General features: G+C 73.0%; 12 protein-coding genes. 3 read left to right on the forward strand and 9 right to left on the reverse strand.

Going from position 1 to position 17,237, the window contains the following annotated elements; genetic code table 11:
- Window positions 1-39: 39 nt before the first annotated feature.
- The 4 genes from Mco01_RS28360 to Mco01_RS28375 all read right to left on the reverse strand — a co-directional run bounded on the left by Mco01_RS28360 (window position 40) and on the right by Mco01_RS28375 (window position 5,554).
- Window positions 40-960, reverse strand: a complete 921-nt coding sequence (locus Mco01_RS28360; protein ID WP_239103967.1) for an alpha/beta fold hydrolase — start codon at window positions 958-960, stop codon at window positions 40-42.
- Between the two features lie 23 nt (window positions 961-983).
- Window positions 984-1,775: an alpha/beta hydrolase gene (locus tag Mco01_RS28365; RefSeq protein ID WP_204059918.1), complete on the reverse strand. Its 792-nt coding sequence runs from the start codon at window positions 1,773-1,775 to the stop codon at window positions 984-986.
- Window positions 1,776-2,050: 275 nt separating this feature from the next.
- On the reverse strand, window positions 2,051-2,536 hold the full coding sequence (locus Mco01_RS28370; RefSeq protein ID WP_204059919.1) for a helix-turn-helix transcriptional regulator: 486 nt from the start codon (window positions 2,534-2,536) through the stop codon (window positions 2,051-2,053).
- Window positions 2,537-2,686: 150 nt separating this feature from the next.
- Entirely contained in the window at window positions 2,687-5,554 is a 2,868-nt protein-coding gene (locus Mco01_RS28375) for a helix-turn-helix transcriptional regulator (protein WP_275410594.1), read from the reverse strand.
- Window positions 5,555-5,571: 17 nt separating this feature from the next.
- On the opposite strand from Mco01_RS28375, the gene Mco01_RS40480 reads away from it, so the two are divergent.
- Window positions 5,572-8,334 (forward strand): AAA family ATPase, encoded by a 2,763-nt coding sequence (locus tag Mco01_RS40480; protein WP_204059921.1) that lies wholly within the window; start codon window positions 5,572-5,574, stop codon window positions 8,332-8,334.
- Between the two features lie 135 nt (window positions 8,335-8,469).
- Here Mco01_RS40480 and Mco01_RS28385 read toward each other — a convergent pair whose 3' ends face one another.
- Window positions 8,470-10,128, reverse strand: coding sequence for a glycoside hydrolase family 44 protein (locus tag Mco01_RS28385; RefSeq protein WP_204059922.1), 1,659 nt, complete (start codon window positions 10,126-10,128; stop codon window positions 8,470-8,472).
- A gap of 510 nt (window positions 10,129-10,638) precedes the next feature.
- A complete protein-coding gene (locus tag Mco01_RS28390; protein WP_204059923.1) occupies window positions 10,639-11,802 on the reverse strand; it encodes an acyl-CoA dehydrogenase family protein in 1,164 nt (387 codons plus the stop codon).
- Between the two features lie 233 nt (window positions 11,803-12,035).
- Between Mco01_RS28390 and Mco01_RS28395 the strand changes: the two genes are divergently transcribed.
- Window positions 12,036-13,349 carry a UDP-glucose dehydrogenase family protein gene (locus tag Mco01_RS28395; RefSeq protein ID WP_204059924.1) on the forward strand — a complete coding sequence of 438 codons (1,314 nt, stop codon included), beginning with the start codon at window positions 12,036-12,038 and terminating at the stop codon, window positions 13,347-13,349.
- Window positions 13,350-13,446: 97 nt separating this feature from the next.
- Here the strand turns inward: Mco01_RS28395 and Mco01_RS28400 are convergent, their stop codons facing one another.
- Window positions 13,447-14,046 (reverse strand): TetR/AcrR family transcriptional regulator, encoded by a 600-nt coding sequence (locus Mco01_RS28400; RefSeq protein ID WP_204059925.1) that lies wholly within the window; start codon window positions 14,044-14,046, stop codon window positions 13,447-13,449.
- A 95-nt stretch (window positions 14,047-14,141) separates the two neighbouring features.
- Here Mco01_RS28400 and Mco01_RS28405 point away from each other — a divergent pair, with 95 nt between their 5' ends.
- The gene (locus tag Mco01_RS28405) at window positions 14,142-15,566 is read left to right on the forward strand and encodes an MDR family MFS transporter (RefSeq protein WP_204059926.1); all 1,425 of its coding nucleotides are present in this window, start codon (window positions 14,142-14,144) and stop codon (window positions 15,564-15,566) included.
- Here Mco01_RS28405 and purE read toward each other — a convergent pair.
- Entirely contained in the window at window positions 15,541-16,071 is a 531-nt protein-coding gene (gene purE, locus Mco01_RS28410) for a 5-(carboxyamino)imidazole ribonucleotide mutase (protein ID WP_204059927.1), read from the reverse strand. The two genes, Mco01_RS28405 and purE, sit on opposite strands and share 26 nt — an antisense overlap.
- Window positions 16,064-17,230, reverse strand: a complete 1,167-nt coding sequence (locus Mco01_RS28415) for a 5-(carboxyamino)imidazole ribonucleotide synthase (protein WP_275410595.1) — start codon at window positions 17,228-17,230, stop codon at window positions 16,064-16,066. Before Mco01_RS28415 ends, purE begins: the two co-directional genes overlap by 8 nt.
- Between the last annotated feature and the right edge of the window lie 7 nt (window positions 17,231-17,237).

Raw genomic sequence — 17,237 nt, forward strand, 5'->3', positions numbered from 1 at the left:
GGGACGTGGCCCCGCCCGGAGGCGGGGCCACGTGCGGGTTCAGCGGACGGACCTGGCGGCGGCGACGATGACGTCCACCACGGCCTGCGGCCGGGACAGCATGGACAGGTGCGACGCGGCGACCTCGGTGACGTGGCTGTGGGCCCGGTTCGCCATGGTGAGCTGCAGCGACGGCGGCAGGATGCCGTCCTTCGTGCCTACCAGGTACCAGCTCGGCAGCGTCTTCCATGCGGGCGCCCCGGACGGCTCCTGCAGCGCGCTCAGCGCGATCGGGCGCTGCCCGGCGGCCAACCGGGCGGCCGTGGCGGCCGGTAGATCACCGGCGAAGGCCTGCGGGAACACCGCCTGCTTGATGTAGAGGTCCACGTCTCCGGCCGGCGCCCCGGGGTAGGCCACGACGTCGAACAGCGCGCTCGGGTCGCCGCCGCCCTGCAGCCCGAGAACCGTCTCGCCCTTGTCGGGCGCGAACGCGTTGACGTACACGAGCGCCTTCACGTCGGGGTCGGTGCCGGCCGCGTTGGTCACGACCGCGCCGCCGTAGGAGTGGCCGACCAGGACGACAGGGCCGCTGGTCCGCTGGTCGAGGAACGCCGACAGGTACGCGGCGTCGCTGCCGAGCCCGCGCAGCGGGTTGGGCGCGGCGAGCACGGTGTACCCGAGCCGTTGCAGCAGGCCGGTCACGTCCGACCAGCTCGACGCGTCGGCCCAGGCGCCGTGCACGAGCACGATGGTCGGCTTCGGACGAACGGGACGGCTGGCGGCCGAGGCCGGGACGCCGAGCGTGAACAGGGCGAGGACGGCCAGCGTGATCAACGCACCGCGCCGCCGTAGGGGCCGGTTCATCATGATGGGGATCCACCTCTCGGTCGAGGAAGGCGAGCAGGAGCCGGGCGGGAAGGCGCGGAACCACCCGAGGCCCGCCCGCAGGTAGCGGGCGAACCACCGGACCTGTGCCGACATCCCGGCACGTTCGGTGATCGCGTTCAGAGCGACTGGCGGGCGAGCCAGGCCAGCGTGACCTCGGCGACCTCGCGCCAGCCGCCGTCGATGGTGAGCGAGTGCGCCCGGTCAGGGAACTCGTGGAAGTCCGTGACCGCGGCGGAGTGCCGGTACTGCTTCAGGGTGGCCAGGGTGACGGCCTCGGGCACGGTGTGGTCCCGGCCGCCGGTGATCAGCAGCAGCGGGCCGCGGCCCTCGTTCCCGGTCGCCACCTTCGCGGGCGAGTGCGGGTCGAAGTTGGCCGTCGCGGCCTCGAACAGCGGCTTTCCGGGCGCCGGGATGCTCCAGCGCCGGTACAGCTCTCCGGACTCCTGCTCGGAGACGGCGTTGCCGAAGGCGTACCGGAACTGCTCCTCGGTGAGCGACACGGCCCGGTTGCGGTTGGCGGGGTTGCGGAACACCGGGAGCGCCGAGCGCAGCGCGGTCAGCGGCACCGGCAGCACGCCCTTGATCTGCGCGGCGTCGATCGCGACGGCGGCGGCCCCGAGGTCCAGCCCGAGCAGCTTCTGAGCGATCATGCCGCCGAACGAGTGGCCGATCAGGATCGGCCGTTCCGGCAGACCATTGATGATCTTCGTGTAGTGCTCGACGACGTCGTCGATGCCGTGACGCGCGATGGCCTCAGGATTCGCCCGGGACTCCTCGACGGTCGCGCCGTCGCCGGGCCAGCCGGGCGCGCTCGGCGCGTAGCCGGCCTCCTGGAACAGGTCGATCCAGGGGGTCCAGGAGGAGGCGTGCAGCCAGAGTCCGTGAATGAAGATGACGGGGGTGCTCATGGTGACCTCTCAGCAAGGTGATCAAGCAGAAGGCCGGGGACCAGTGACGTGGAGCGCGCGGCCCGTGCGCGGCCCGGCCGGCCGCCAGGGGTGCGTACGGGCATGGTTGATCAGGGGTTCCGCGGCGGGAACGGGCGTACGCCCGGAGGATCAGGACGCCGTATCGAGTGCAGGTGCAGTCATCACGCTAGGGATCCGGCCCGCGAGCCACCCCACGTGAACACGTAGTCCTCGGCATTCGGGACCCCGCACGCCGTCAACCCGGGATCACGGGCTCAGCCGGCCCGGGTCGCCATCAGCCGGGCCAGCTCCACCCGGGAGCGCACCTGGAACTTCCGGAACACCTGCCGCAGGTGGTAGTCGACGGTGTGCGGCGAGATGAACAGCAGGGCGGCCGTCTCCCGGTTGGTGAGCCCCCGGGCCACGTGCTCGGCGACGGTCCGTTCCGAATCGGTGAGCCGGGACCAGGCCGGCCCGGTCTCGTCCGACCGGCCGATCAGCCAGATCACCGCGCCGGCCAGGACATCGTCGTCGTAGACGCCCTCGCACCGCCCGGTCAGCGTGCCCGACGGCAGGGTCAGCCGCGCGGGCCGCCGCCCCGGCCCGATGCTCAGCCGCCGGCCGGCCCACTCCCACAGCAGCGTGCGGTCCGCGGACGACAGCAGGCCCGCGGCGGCGCTGTTCACGAACATGGTGTGGGCGTCGACGACGGCGACGGGCCCCTTCGCCTTCCGGCGTACCTCAAGGAAATACGCGTGCAAAGCCCGATGCCGGCCGGGTCCGGCGGTGTGCGGATCGTGAGCGGGCACCGTTTGCTCCCCTGCGTCGCCTTGACCGGTCGTCCTCATGGAACCGCGCCGGGGCGGGCCGCCGAATCAGGGAAACACCCCAGTATGTCCACAGGCCGGGGGTCAGCCGGCGGGGCCGTCCTTGAAGAGCTCGCGCAGCTGCCGCCGGGAGGTGAGCCGCAGCTTCCGGAAGATCTTGGTGAGGTGGTACTCGACGGTCGAGGTGCTGACGTACAGCCGCCGGGCGATCTCCGCGTTCGTCGCGCCCTCTGCGGCAAGAGTGGCGATCTTGGTTTCCTGCGGGGTGAGCACGGGGCCGACCGGCGCGGCGGGGGGCGCGACCCGCTCGCCGGTCGCGGCGAGCTCTCCCCGGACGCGCTCGGTGAAGATCCCGGCGCCCATCGCGGCGAACATCTCGTGCGCGGTACGCAGCTGCGCCCCGGCCTCGCCGCGCCGCCGGTGCCGCCTGAGCCATTCTCCGTACAGCAGGTGGGTGCGGGCCAGGTCGGTGCGCATCCGGGTACGCCCAAGCTGCTCCAGCGCCTGCTGGTAAAGCGGCTCCGCGGCTCCGCCGGTCTGCTCGGCGAGCAGCGCTTGGCTGCGCGCGAGCAGACCCAGCCCCCAGGGCATGCCGCTGACCGGCGCCCGCTCCTCCAGCCGCGCCAGCGCCTGCCGTGCCGTGTCGGGGTCGCCTGCCCGCACCGCCGCCTCGACCAGGTCGGGCAGCACCCGGTTGCCGGTGCCCGGCGGGTCGCGGTCGAACAGCGGGCGAGCCCGGTCGAGCGCCTCGCGGTAGTTGCCGAGGCTCACCTCCAGCACCGTCATGGCCAAGGCCGCCTGGTTGACCAGGGCCGGGACGTTCTGGGCCGCGACGACGGCGATCCGGTCGGCGGCCGCGCGGGCCTCCTGCTCCCGGCCCTGCCAGACCAACTGCTCGATCTGCCACTGCGGGCCGCCCCGCGGCATCACTCCGCTCATCGCGTACAGGTCGAAGTTCTCGGCGTAGTGCCCGTCGGCGACGGCGATCCGGCCGGCACGCAGCTCGCTGCCGGCGAGCAGGGTGAGCGTCACCCGGAGCGCGTGCAGCGCCCCGCTCTCGCGGCCGGACGCCGCCAGCCGGCGCAGCAACGCGGACCGTCCCTGCTCGTCCCAGAGCTCGTCGGCGGCGAGCCCGCCGAGCAGCGCGAGCGGCATGCCCTCCTCGCTGAGCCGTTCCGCCGTGCAGAGCTCGGCGACCGCGGCCCGCATCAGCGGCACCGCGGCCCCGTACCCGGCCGTGACCCGGGTGGCGAACGCCCGGGCCAGCAGGTCGGCCGCCGTCCCCGCCGGGTCGGCCGGTACGGCGAGCACGGCACGGGCCACCTCGAGCGGCGTGGTGCCGACCGTGTGCTCCAGCGCGACCATGGCGGTCTCCATCGCCTCCCGGAGCATCACCCGGGTCAGCCGCTCGTCCCGGCCGCCGAGCGCGGCGGCGGCGTCCATCAGGATCGCCGGCGTGTCCGCCACCCGGTCGTCGAAGTTGGCGACGGCGGCGCGCAGCCGCTCCCCCATCGCCCGGGCGACCGGGGTGTGCAGCATCGGCCGCGCCTGGTCGAGCAGCCGGCGGACCGCGGCGATGTCCCCGGCGACCAGGAACGCCCCGGCCGCGGCGAGCAGCCGGCCGCCGCGCGCCGACGCGTCCGGGCTGAGCTCGGCGGCGCGGGCCAGGAAGGCGGCCTGGGCTGTGTAGCCGCCGCGTGCTCCGGCCCGCTCGGCGGAGGCCTCCAGGTCCCGGGCGACGCCCTCGTCAGTGCCCGACGTGGCGGCGGCGAGGTGCCAGGCCCGGGTGTCGGGGTCGAGCACGGGGTCGCTGGAGTCCGCCAGCGCGCGGTGCGCGCGGCGGCGATCGGCCGGCGTGGACGCGTTGTAGACCGCGGCCCGGATGAGCGGGTGCCGGAAGGTGACGCTGCCGCCGGCCAGGTCGCCGAGCAGCAGGACGCCCTCGGCGAGCGCCGGGTCGGCGTCCACCGGGGACATGCCCAGCAGCGCCGCGGCCCGCCAGAGCAGCGCCTGGTCGTGCGCGGGCGCGATCGAGGCGACGAGCAGCAGCTCCCTGGTGGCCGGGGGCAACGCCCGTACCTGGCCCAGGAAGTACGTCTCCAGATGCGTGCCCAGCGGGAGCCGTACCGGCAGCTCGATGTGGCCCGCGAGCTGCTCCGGCGAGAGGGCGGTGGCGAGGGTGATGAGCGCGAGCGGGTTACCGCCGGTCTGCTCCACCACCCGCTCGGCCACCGTGTCGTCGAGCGGCCCGGCGACGCGCTCGGCGAGCAGCCGGCGGGCGGCCGCGTCACCCAGCCCGCGGACGGGGCGCACCGGCAGGCCCTCGAAGAGCGCGGTCCGGGATTCGCGCAGCGCGACGAGCACCCCGACCCGCTCCGCGTGCAGCCGCCGGCCGACGAACGCGAGCGCCTGGGCGGAGTCGCGGTCCAGCCAGTGCGCGTCGTCGACGAGGCAGAGCAGTGGCCGGTCGGACGCGATCTCGGCGAGCAGGCTGAGGGTGGCGAGGCCGATCAGGAACAGGTCCGGCGGGGGGCCGTGCATCAGCCCGAACGCCCGCCGCAGGGCGTCGCCCTGGGGGCCGGGGATCCGTTCGAGCCGATCGAGGAACGGCGCGAGAAGGTGGTGCAGTGCGGCGAAGCCGAGCGGAAGCTCGGACTCGACGCCGGAGATGGTGAGCACCCGCACCTCCGCGGCCGAGGCCGCCGCGGCCGCCTCCTGCAGCAGCCGGGTCTTACCGACGCCCGGCTCGCCGACGAGGACGAGTGAGTCGCTGAGCCCCGCGCCGAGCCGCCGGATCACCTCGTCGATCGCGTGTCGTTCCGCGTCCCGGCCGTGCAGCGACGCGGGCGCCGGCCAGGGTTCCTGAGCGGTGACGTCGTCGGACAGGATTCCCCCTCGACTATGCGGTGCGCACGTGCCGGGGCCGGACTCGGTTCGACCGGGAGGCGGCACCAGGAGACTATGTCACCATGTCCAGCGAATCCGCTAAATCAGGGCTTTTCGGGCGAGAGTCGGAGATCGCCCGGCTCTCCGGCCTCGTCCGCGGACTTCGCGACGGAGGCAGCTCACTGGTCGTCCGCGGCGAGCCCGGGATCGGCAAGTCCGCACTGCTCACTGCTGCTGCGGACGCGGGCCGGGACGCCGGGCTGCGGGTGCTGTCCACGGCCGGCACGCAGGCCGAGTTCCATCTCCCGTACGCGGGGCTGCACCGCCTGCTGCATCCCGCCCGGCTGGACGACGAGGCGCTGCCCGATCCGCAGCGGCGCGCGCTGGCGGCCGCGCTCGGGCTCATCGACGCCGCCGTCCCCGATCTGTACCTGGTCGCGCTCGCCACGCTCAACCTGCTGGTGGAGGCGGCGAGCCGGACTCCGCTGCTGGTGCTCGCCGACGACGGCCAGTGGCTCGACCCGCCCACCGCAGGGGTGCTGTCCTTCGTCGCCCGGCGGCTGGAGGCCGAGCCGGTGGCGCTGGTCGCCACGCTGCGCGACGGCGTGCCCTGCGCGCTGGGCGAGGCCGGGCTGCCCGAGCTCGTCCTGCGGCCGCTGCCGGACGCGGCCGCGGCGCGCCTGCTCGACGCGCGCGCCCCGGGGATGGATCCGCGGACCCGGCGGCGGCTGCTCGACGAGGGCGCCGGCAACCCGCTCGCGCTGGTGGAACTGACCGGCGAGTGGCGCGACCAGGGGGCCGGCCTGCTCTCCTCGCCGTGGCTGCCGCTGACGGAGCGGCTGGAGCGCGCCTTCGGCGCCCGGCTGGGCGACCTTCCCCCCGCCACGCGAGCGCTGCTGCTCGTCACGGCCCTCGACGACGGCACCACGCTGGAGGAGGCGATCGCGGCCGCGGCCGTCCTCACCGCCGGCCCTGTCGCACACGACGACCTGGCGCCGGGGATTCGCGCCGGGCTGATCGAGCCGGACGCCGCCCAGATCCGGTTCCGTCACCCGCTCATGCGCTCGGCGATCTACCAGGCCGCGACGCTGCCGCAGCGCCGCGCGGGCCACGCCGCGCTCGCCGAGGCGCTCGCCCGGCAGAGTGGCGAACGCGCCTCCGACCGCCGGATCTGGCACCGCGCGTCCGCCGCGGCCCGGCCCGACGAGGAGATCGCGACAGAGCTGGACAGCATGGCCGCCCGCGTCGCGCAGCGCGGCGCCCCGACCGAGGCGGTGACCGCGCTGGAGCAGGCGGCCAAGCTCACCGAGGACGCGCGCCTGCGGGCCGACCGGCTGCTCCGGGCGGCGGACCAGGCCGTCGAGCTGGGTGGCCGTGACGTCGTCGTGCGGCTGCTGCGCCAGACCGAGCTGCTGCCGCTCACCTCCCGGCAGCAGGCCCAGCTGCGGTGGATCCGGGGCACTCTCAACGACGGTTCCGACGGCCGGGCGACCGGCCCGCAGGTGCTTGCCGCCCTCGCCGAGTCGGTCGCCGCCGACGGCCGGCCCGAGGAGGCGCTGCGCATCCTGTGGAGCGCCGCCCTCCAGTGCTTCTGGATCGAGCCGGGCGCCGAGGCGCGCCGCCGGATCGTCGCGGCCGCCGAAAGCCTGCCGGTGCCGGCCGCGAACCCGCTGCTGCTGGCGATCCTCGCGTACGCCGCGCCGCTCGACCGCGGCGCCGTAGTCATCGACGGCCTGCGGGAGCTGGCCGAGCAGCCCGTCATCGACCCACAGGCGGCCCGGCTCCTGGGCTCCGCGGCGGTGCTCGTCGGGGCGTTCGAGCAGGTGGAGAGCTTCTCCGCGGCGGCGCTGCCCGGGCTGCGCGCCCAGGGACGGCTTTACCTGCTCACCCGTACCCTCGCCCAGCAGGCGTGGAGCGCGGTGCACCGGACCAACCTGAACGTGGCGATCCCGGCCGCCGAGGAGGCGGCCCGGCTCGCCCTCGAGACGGACCAGCCGCAGATGTACGGCACCGCCGTGTCCACCCAGGCGATGCTCGCGGCGCTGCGCGGCGAACCGGACCGCGCTCGGGAGCTCGCGGCGCGTGCCGAGGCGATGAGCGTCGCCGCCGGCGTGCGGCCGGTGCTGGCCACCGTGCAGATGGCCCGCGGCCTGGCAGCCCTCGGCGAAGGCCGGCACGAGGAGGCATACGAGCACCTGCGCCGTCTGCACGACCCCGCCGATCCGTCGTACCAGCTCGCGCTGCGCTGCTACGTGGCGGCCGCGTACGCCGACGCCGCCGCCGGAAGCGGCAACGCCGGCGCGGCGCGGGGGGTGCTGCGCGAGCTGGAGGAGGTGGCGCGGACGACGCCCGCGCCCGCGCTGCACGTGGGCCTGCCGCTGGCCCGGGCGCTGCTCGCCGACCCGGCGGACGCACAGGCCCGGTTCGCCGACGCGCTCGCCGCCGACCACGCCCTCTGGCCGTTCGCCCGGGCGTACGTGCAGGTGGCCTACGGCGAGTGGCTGCTGGACCAGGGCGATCCCAGCTCGGCCCGGCCGCTGCTGCGCACCGCCCGCGACACGTTCGACGCTCTGGGCGTCGTGCCGTGGAGCGACCGGGCCCGGCGCGGGCTGCGCGCCTGCGGGGAGGCCAGTGCCGACCGCGTCCTGACGGCCCGCGACAAGCTCACCCCGGTGGAACTGCAGATCGCCCGCCTCGCCGCCGAGGGCCTGTCCGACGAGGAGATCGGCGAGCAGGTCTACCTGTCCCGCCGGACGGTCGGCGCACACCTGGCGCAGCTGCTGCCCAAGCTCGGCATCGACGCCCGGGCGGACCTGCCCGCCCTCCGCCGGGACCGGGCGGATTGACCCGCGCCGGCGGCAAGGGGTGGGCGGCCCGCCTAATCGGACATGGCAAGCCCGCTCCCGACACGAAGAAAGCAGGGTTTCCACGTCTAGGCCGGGAGAGGTCGGCCTACCAGGGCCGCTCCCTCCCGGGAAGCATCAACGCCGATGCCCTGGCACGACCAGCAGGGTGATCGAATTCGCCGGGTACGTCGCAGTGACCCGGCCCTGGTGCACCATGAGATCGTCACCGCGCACGATCGAGTTGAGATCGGCCGGGCTGTAGGTGAACCGCTGCGCCCTGGCGTTGCCGTGCAGTCCGGCGATCGACAACGGTGAGGTCAGATCACCGCCGGTCTTGTTGATGACCATCAGGGTCAGCGCCTTGTCGCGCGAGCGCTGCGCCCCGTACACCGCCAGCTGTCCTTGATCGCTGCTGGCCGCCGACACGCTCACGTCGCCGAACCGGCTCCCCGCGCCGTCGTAGTTGCGATACATCCGGAACGCGTAGGCGCCGGGCTGCGTCGGCTGAGGTTCGCCCCAGATGGTCGCGAGGTCGAGACCCTCACGCCCGAAGATGCCGAGAACGTCGGCCTGCGCCAGGGCGCCGTTGATGTCGTCCAGCGCGCCCCAGTTGTACTCGGTGATCGCGGTCTTCGTGCCGGGGTAGTACTGCGCGACCCACTCCTTCATCTTGCGGATGAACTGCAGGGGCGGCGCGTTCACGCCTGTGGGGCCGATCCAGGACTCCTCGACGTACGTCGGGTCCCACAGCGAACGCGTGGACCGCAGCCGCCACGCGTTGGACTCGGGGTCCTTCCCGCCGTTGATCTGCGGGTAGTAGTGCTGGTCGAAGTAGTTCAGCATGCGCTTGCCGCCGTGGGCGTCGCTGTAGTCCTTCATGTTCTTCAGGAACCACTGCGACAGGTTGAGCCCGCCGTGCGCGGCCGCGTCGGCGCCCGGCGCACATCCGTCCACCCCGGACGCGACCCACTCGCAGTATCCCCAGCCGGACGGGCCGAGCACCGCGGCGCTCGGGTCGGCGGCCTTGATGGCCGCGGCGGTCGCGGTGCTCTTGCTGCCCAGCTCGTCGTACGAGACCGCCTCGGGGTGCACGTCGCGGTGCGTGGAGTTCCACAACACCGGCTCGTTGTCGAGCTCGTAGATCGACACGCCGCCGCGCGCCGCCGTACCGAACTGGCTCACGAGATGCGACACCATCTCGCCGTCGAACGAGGCGTCCACCGGGATCGAGGTGTCCTCAGGCACCGCCCCGGTGAGGTTCGCGTTGTTGAGCCTGCCGTTGCCGCAGGCGGCGTCCCACTGGTCGAATCCGTCCTGAGCGGGGAACCGGCTGGCAGGAAATCCGCAGGCGAACGGGTGCTGGGCGGGCGAGTCCTTGGCTACCCACCCGCTCATCGGCACGGTGACGACCTGTTTGCTGCCGCGGTCCTGGTTGGTCTTGACGAACGCCTCGACCGTGTTGTCGGGCCCGGCGACGATGTTCTCGAAGTACCAGTCGCTTCCCGTGTTGTAGGTGTGGTTCTTGAAGTTGTAACGCGTAGTCGCGTTGCCACCCCAGCGCGCCACCGGCAGGCCGATCTCGGCGGCGAACGCCGGGTCGGCGCCGTTCATGCCGTAGATGTCCGGACTGATCGGGTGCCGGGCGGCGGACAGGTCCACCGACAACGTAGGACCCGCTGCCGCCGCAGCCGGGTCCAGGGCCGCCTGGACGGTCAACGTCCCCGCCACGAAGGACACCGCTACCCCGAGCGTCGTGGCCGATCGCAGCTTCCGCCGCCGTTGAGCACCCATCATCGACGCTCCCGTCAATCGATCCATCGGTCAACAATCGAGGAGCCTGACCGGGCACTTCACCGGGGTCAAGGCGCTGCAGTCGCGCGGAGGCGGGCGGCCAGGCGGAACCGAAGAACCGTGGCCCCCCTGACTTGGTGCGTCTCCAGGTCAAGCCTTGGCCGCCCCCGTAACGACCTGGCCGCGGTTCAGGAGGACTGCCTGAAAGTTGCACGCAGCCCACGAGTTCGGCCTCTCGGCTAAACGGCGACCTGCAGATCGACTTCGTGGGCTCGGTTGACCTCTATGGTCGACAACCGCGATCACTGGACAACGTCACCACCTGGTGGTGTGACCGAAAACGATCAGGGCTGATCGCTTGGTCGGACGAGGGCGTCCAGGCGTTGATCCACGCTCACCCCGACCTCTTCCGTCTGGTCACAGGGACGGAACAGTGATCGTTGAGGAGCCTCGTCAGGACACAGCGAACCCCGCCTCCCATATACGGCAGGCGGGATTTCCGCTGGTCAACCCCTACTTCAGCAGTTGGCGGGCCATGACGACGCGCTGGATCTGGTTGGTGCCCTCGTAGATCTGGGTGATCTTGGCGTCGCGCATCATGCGCTCGACCGGGTAGTCACGGGTGTAGCCGTACCCGCCGAGGAGCTGGACGGCGTCGGTGGTGATCTCCATGGCGGCGTCGGAGGCGGCGCACTTGGCGGCGCTGGAGAAGAACGTGAGGTCCTTCACGCGGGTGCCGTGCATGGCCAGCTCCGACTTCGCGGCGGCGGCGTAGGTGAGCTGGCGGGCGGCCTCGAGCTTCATGGCCATGTCGGCGATCATGAACTGGAGGCCCTGGAACTCGGCGATGGGCTTGCCGAACTGCTTGCGCTCCTTGACGTACCCGATCGCGTAGTCGAGGGCGCCCTGGGCGATGCCGAGCGCCTGGGCGGCGATCGTGACGCGGGTGTGGTCGAGGGTGGCCAGCGCCGTCTTGAAGCCGGTGCCCGGCTCGCCGATCATGCGGGAGGCGGGGATGCGGACGTTCTCCAGGATTACCTGGCGGGTCGGCGAGCCCTTGATGCCGAGCTTCTTCTCCTTGGCGCCGAAGGTGACGCCCTCGTCGTCCTTCTCCACGACGAACGCCGAGATGCCGCGGGCCCCGGCGGACGGGTCGGTCACGGCCATGACCGTGTAGTACTCCGACACGCCCGCGTTGGTGATCCACATCTTGGTGCCGTTGAGCACGTAGTGGTCGCCGTCCTGGACGGCCCGCGTCTTCATCGAGGCGGCGTCGGAGCCGGCCTCCGGCTCGCTCAGGGCGTAGGAGAACATCGCCTCGCCGCGGGCGACGGGGGCCAGGTAGCGCCGCTTGAGCTCCTCCGACGCCGACAGCAGCAGCGGCACCGTGCCCAGCTTGTTCACGGCGGGGATGAGCGAGGACGAGGCGCAGACCCGCGCCACCTCCTCGATCACTATGACGGTGGCGAGCGCGTCGGCCCCGGCGCCGCCGTACTCCTCCGGGACGTGCACGGCGTGCAGATCGGCCGCGACGAGGTCCTTGTAGACCTCCCACGGGAACTCCTCGTTCTCGTCGGCCGCGGCGGCACGGGGGGCGATCTTTTCGTCGGCGAGCGCCCGGACCGTCTCGCGGAGCAGTTCGTGCTCCTCTGTGGGCGCGTAGAGAGGGAAGCTCATAGCGCGATACTAGGACGTCCCACGACTTGGTTACCAGTCAGTAGGGTAGCCGCCGCCCCATTCGCTCCCCTGACTGGCGATGTGACTTCGCAGAAGTGGCAGGGCGACCTCGACCAGCCGGAACGGCGGCCGTACCGTTGGGCCGTGGCCGGTTTGCCCTGGTGGTTCACAGGGCAGTTGACTGGCCCGGTACCATGCCAGATCACAAAGAGTCGGTAAGAGGGGAGCATGCCGTGCCGTACCGCCTCACCGTGCTTGGGACCGGTTACCTGGGTGCTACGCACGCGGCGTGCATGGCCGAGCTGGGCTTCGAGGTGCTCGGTCTCGACGTGGACCAGGCCAAGATCGACCGGCTTCAGGCCGGCGACCTGCCGATCCACGAGCCTGGCCTGGAGGACATGCTCCGGCGCAACCTGGAGTCGGGACGGCTCCGCTTCACCACCTCCTACGAGGAGGCGGCCCGCTTCGGCGACGTCCACTTCATCTGTGTGGGCACGCCGCAGGTCAAGGACGGTTACGCCGCGGACGTCTCCTACCTGGACGCCGTGGTCGAGTCGCTCGCCCCCCACCTCGACCGCGAGTGCCTCGTGGTCGGCAAGTCCACGGTCCCCGTCGGCACGGCCGAGCGCCTCGCCGAGAAGCTCGTACGGCTCGCGCCCGCCGGCATGCAGGTGGAGCTGGCCTGGAACCCCGAGTTCCTGCGCGAGGGGTACGCCGTGCAGGACACGCTCCACCCGGACCGCATCGTGCTCGGCGTCGCCTCGGAGCGGGCCGAGAAGGTGCTCCGGGACGTGTACGCCCCGCTGGGCGAGGTCCCGATCGTGGTGACCGACTTCCCGACGGCCGAGCTGGTCAAGTCGGCGGCGAACGCGTTCCTCGCCACCAAGATCTCCTTCATCAACGCCATGGCCGAGCTCGCCGAGGCGGCGCACGCCGACGTCAAGCAGCTGTCGCAGGCGCTGTCGTTCGACGAGCGGATCGGCGGCAAGTACCTCAACCCCGGCCTCGGCTTCGGCGGCGGCTGCCTGCCCAAGGACATCCGGGCGTTCATGGCTCGGGCCGACGAGCTGGGCGCCCACCAGGCGCTCACGTTCCTGCGCGAGGTCGACGCCATCAACATGCGGCGCCGCGGCCGCATGGTCGACGTGGCCCGCGAGCTGCTCGGGGGCGAGTTCACCGGCCGCCGGGTGGCCGTTCTCGGCGCCGCCTTCAAGCCGAACTCCGACGACATCCGCGACTCCCCGGCGCTGGAGGTCGCGGTCACGATCGCCGAGCAGGGCGGAGACGTCGCGATCTACGACCCGGCGGCGCTGGGCAACGCCCGGGCCGCGTACCCGCACCTCGGGTACGCCGACAGCGCCCTCGAGGCCGCCCGCGACGCCGACGTCGTGCTGCTCCTCACCGAGTGGCAGGAGTTCGTGCGGCTCGACCCGGAGGCGCTGGGGGACGTCGTCGCCGTGCGGAACATCGTCGACGGGCGCAACGCGCTCGACGCCGAGGCCTGGCGCGACGCCGGCTGGCACTACCGCGCCCTCGGCCGCCCCTGATCGAGCCTCCCGCCCCGGCCCTCAAACCCTGACCGGGCCGCCCACTCAGACCCTCGAACCCTGACCGGGCCTCCCGCCCCGGCCTTCGAAGCCGGGGTCAGCCGGCCCTGAGGCGGACGAGGGGCATGAAGACGTCATCCACGATCTCGATGATGACGTCGTCGGGGACCGGCCGCAGGGTCATCAGCAGCTCGTGCCTGAGCAGGTCCATCGGCAGGTCCGCCAGCCGTGGCGTGAGGCGGGCGAGGTCGATCTCCCCGCGGTCGGCGGCCCGCCGGAGGATCTTCTCCAGCCAGTGCGGTCTCCCGCGCTCGGCCAGGAACCGCTCGCGCAGCTCGGCCATGCTCGAGTCGGTCTCCGCGAAGTACTGGCCCATCTGCACGCTCACCACCGCGGCCATCTCGCCGCGCCGCGACGACGCCACCCGCAGCAGGGCGACGAGGTCGTCGCGCAGCGACCCGGTGTCCGGCACCACGACCGGGTCCCGCGCGGCGTGGTGCGCGATGGCGGCCGCCGCCAGCTCGGCGCGGTTGGGCCACCGGCGGTAGACGACGGGCCGGCTGGTCTGCGCGCGCTCGGCCACGCCCTCGATCGTGAAACCGCCGTAGCCCACGCTGACCAGCTCGTCCCAGGCGGCGTCCAGCAGCGCCTCCTCCAGCTCGGCCCCGCGCCGGCGGCTTCCGGTGTTCCCTGGCACGATCCTCCTTGAAGATACAGGCACGTATCTTATTGACGGCACCCCTTCGGGTGGATTAGATACACAAGCGTATCCAATCTTCCTCGGAGGGCATCGTGACCCAACCGTCCGCCGATCGCGAACGCCTCGACCCGGCGTTCGTCCGGCTCGCGCTCGTCATGCTGACCGGCGTCCTCGCCGTGGTCTTCGACACGACGATCGTCAACATCGCACTGGACACCCTGGGACGGCAACTCGGCGTGCCCGTCTCGACCGTCCAGTGGGTCACCACGGGCTACCTGCTCGCGCTCGGCATGGCCGTGCCGCTGACGAGCTGGCTGACGGGGCGGTTCGGCGGCAAACGGGTGTGGATGTACGCGCTGGCGCTCTTCCTGGCCGGGTCAGTCGGCGCGAGCCTCGCCCCCGGCGCGCCCGCGCTCATCGCGTTCCGGGTCGTGCAGGGCGCGGGCGGCGGCCTCATGCTGCCCGTCATGCAGACGTTGCTGTTCCGGGCGGCGGGCGGGCGCTCCCTCGGCCGGGCGACGGCGGTGATCGCGCTGCCCGCCCTGCTGGGCCCGATCCTCGGCCCCGTCGCCGGCGGTCTGATCGTCGAGCACCTCGACTGGCGCTGGATCTTCTGGGTCAACGTGCCGTTCTGCGTGGCGGGGCTCGTCCTGGCCTGGCGGTTCATGCCGTCCGGCGACCGCGACCGCGAGGCGTCGCTCGACGGGGTGGGGCTGGCCCTGCTGTCCCCCGGCATCGCCGCGGTCGTCTTCGGGCTCTCCCGGGTCGGCGCCGCCGGCGGGTTCGGCCATGCCGAGGTGCTCGTGCCGCTCGTGGCGGGCGGCGCGCTCGTAGCGGCCTTCGCGGTCCGCGCGATCACGATGGACGGCATGCCCCTCGTCGACGTGCGGCTGCTTCGCGTCCCGTCGTTCGGAGCCGCGAGCGCACTGATGTTCCTGTCCGGTTTCGTGCTGTACGGCGCCATGTTGCTGGTCCCGCTCTACTTCCAGCAGGTCAGGGGCCAGGACGCGCTCACGGCGGGCCTCCTGCTCGCCCCGCAGGGGGTCGGCCTGCTGCTGACCCGCACCCCGGCGGGCCTGCTCACCGACCGCCTCGGCGCCCGCCCGGTCGCCGTCGCCGGCCTCGCGGTGACCGCGCTCGGGACGCTGCCGTTCGCCCTGGCCGGCACGGCGACCGGGACCTGGTGGCTGATGGCCGCCCTGGTCGTCCGCGGCGCCGGCCTCGGCGCCGTGACCATCCCCATCATGACCAGCGCGTACGAGGGGCTCGCCCACGAGCAGGTCCCGCACGCGAGCGTGATCACCCGGACGTTGCAGCAGATCGGCGGCTCGTTCGGGACCGCCGTGCTCGCGGTCGTGCTCGAACGCGAGCTCGCCGGTCACCGCGGCGGCGGGCCGGCGGGTGCGGCCGCCGCCTTCGGCGACGCGTTCTGGTGGTCCGTCGGCTTCACCGCGCTCGCGCTGGTGGTGTCGGCGTGGCTGCCGTCCCGCCTCACCCGCCGCGCGGCGGCTCGCTGACCGCGCCGGGCATGCCGGCGGCCTCGGCGCGCAGCCGCTCCCCCTTGGCGTACGCCTGCTCCTTGAGCGCGGCCTGGAACTCCTCCATCCGCCGCCGCAGGCCCTCGTCGGCCGCCGCCAGAATCCGTACGGCGAGCAGACCGGCGTTGCGGGCGCCGCCGACGGCGACGGTCGCCACCGGCACCCCGGCCGGCATCTGGACGATGGACAGCAGCGAGTCCATTCCGTCCAGATACGTCAGCGGCACCGGCACCCCGATCACGGGCAGCGGGGTCACCGAGGCCAGCATCCCGGGCAGGTGGGCGGCGCCCCCGGCGCCCGCGATGATCGCCTTGAGTCCCCGCGAGGCGGCGCGGGAGCCGTACTCGATCATCTCGGCGGGCATGCGGTGGGCCGAGACCACGTCGGCCTCGAACGGCACGCCGAACTCGGCGAGCGCCTCGGCGGCCTGGCGCATGACCGGCCAGTCCGAGTCGCTTCCCATGACGATCCCGACGTCAGGCATCGACAGGTCCTCTCAGGCAGGTCACGGCGTGGTGGGCGCGGGCCCTGACCTCGTCGAGGTCGGTGCCGAGCGCGGTCACGTGCCCGATCTTGCGGCCCGGCCGCACGTCCTTGCCGTAGAAGTGGATCTTGATGCCGGGATCGTTGGCCATCACGTGCTCGTAGCGGGAGTACACGTCGGGGTCGGGGCCGCCCAGCAGGTTGGCCATGACCACGACGGGCGCGGTGAGCGACGGCGAGCCCAGCGGCAGATTGAGCACGGCCCGCAGGTGCTGCTCGAACTGGGACGTGCGGGCGCCCTCGATCGTCCAGTGGCCGCTGTTGTGCGGCCGCATGGCCAGCTCGTTGACGACCAGGCCGGACGCGGTGGCGAACATCTCGACCGCGAGCAGGCCGGTGACCCCGAGGTCGCGGGCGATCGTGAGGGCCACGTGCTGGGCCTCGGCCGCGGCCTCCTCGGACAGGCCCGGCGCCGGCGCGATGACCTCCACGCAGATGCCGTCCTTCTGGACGGTCTCCACGACCGGGTAGCTCACACCCTGCCCGTGCGGGGAGCGGGCCACCAGCACGGCGATCTCCCGCTCGAACGGCACGAAGGCCTCGGCCAGCAGCGGCACCCCGGTGTCCAGCGCCTCCCGCGCCTCCTCCGGGGTGGAGCAGACCCAGACGCCCCGGCCGTCGTACCCGCCGCGGACCGCCTTGAGCACAACCGGCCAGCCGTTCTCCGCGGCGAACGCCTCGACGTCGGCGAGCGCCGACACCCGCGCCCAGGCGGGGCACGGGGCGCCGATCGCGGTGAGCCGCTCGCGCATGACGGCCTTGTCCTGCGCGTGGACGAGCGCGTCGGCGCCCGGGTGGACGGCGTGACCCTCGGCGAGCAGCGCCCTGATGTGCTCGGTCGGCACGTGCTCGTGGTCGAACGTGACGGCGTCGCAGCCCTTGGCGAACTCCATCAGGTCGGCGAGGTCGCGGTAGTCGCCGAGCCGGGTGTCGACGACGACCCGGGCGGCGCTCTCGTCGCGGGTGTTGGCCAGCACGCGCAGGTCCACGCCCAGCGCGATCGCGGCCTGCTGGGTCATCCGGGCGAGCTGGCCCGCGCCGACCATGCCGACGACCGGCGCGGTCACGACCGGGACAGGGGGTACATTCGGCCTGTTCACGACAGGT

Source organism: Microbispora corallina (assembly GCF_016863035.1).
GTDB classification, from domain to species: domain Bacteria; phylum Actinomycetota; class Actinomycetes; order Streptosporangiales; family Streptosporangiaceae; genus Microbispora; species Microbispora corallina.

What these genes read in the sequence shown, in the direction of transcription:
- Mco01_RS28360 (WP_239103967.1), bottom strand. Translation starts at nt 960, where the DNA reads ATGTCGGCACAGGTCCGGTGGTTCGCCCGCTACCTGCGGGCGGGCCTC.
- Mco01_RS28365 (WP_204059918.1), bottom strand. Translation starts at nt 1,775, where the DNA reads ATGAGCACCCCCGTCATCTTCATTCACGGACTCTGGCTGCACGCCTCC.
- Mco01_RS40480 (WP_204059921.1), top strand. Translation starts at nt 5,572, where the DNA reads ATGTCCAGCGAATCCGCTAAATCAGGGCTTTTCGGGCGAGAGTCGGAG.
- Mco01_RS28385 (WP_204059922.1), bottom strand. Translation starts at nt 10,128, where the DNA reads ATGATGGGTGCTCAACGGCGGCGGAAGCTGCGATCGGCCACGACGCTC.
- Mco01_RS28390 (WP_204059923.1), bottom strand. Translation starts at nt 11,802, where the DNA reads ATGAGCTTCCCTCTCTACGCGCCCACAGAGGAGCACGAACTGCTCCGC.
- purE (WP_204059927.1), bottom strand. Translation starts at nt 16,071, where the DNA reads ATGCCTGACGTCGGGATCGTCATGGGAAGCGACTCGGACTGGCCGGTC.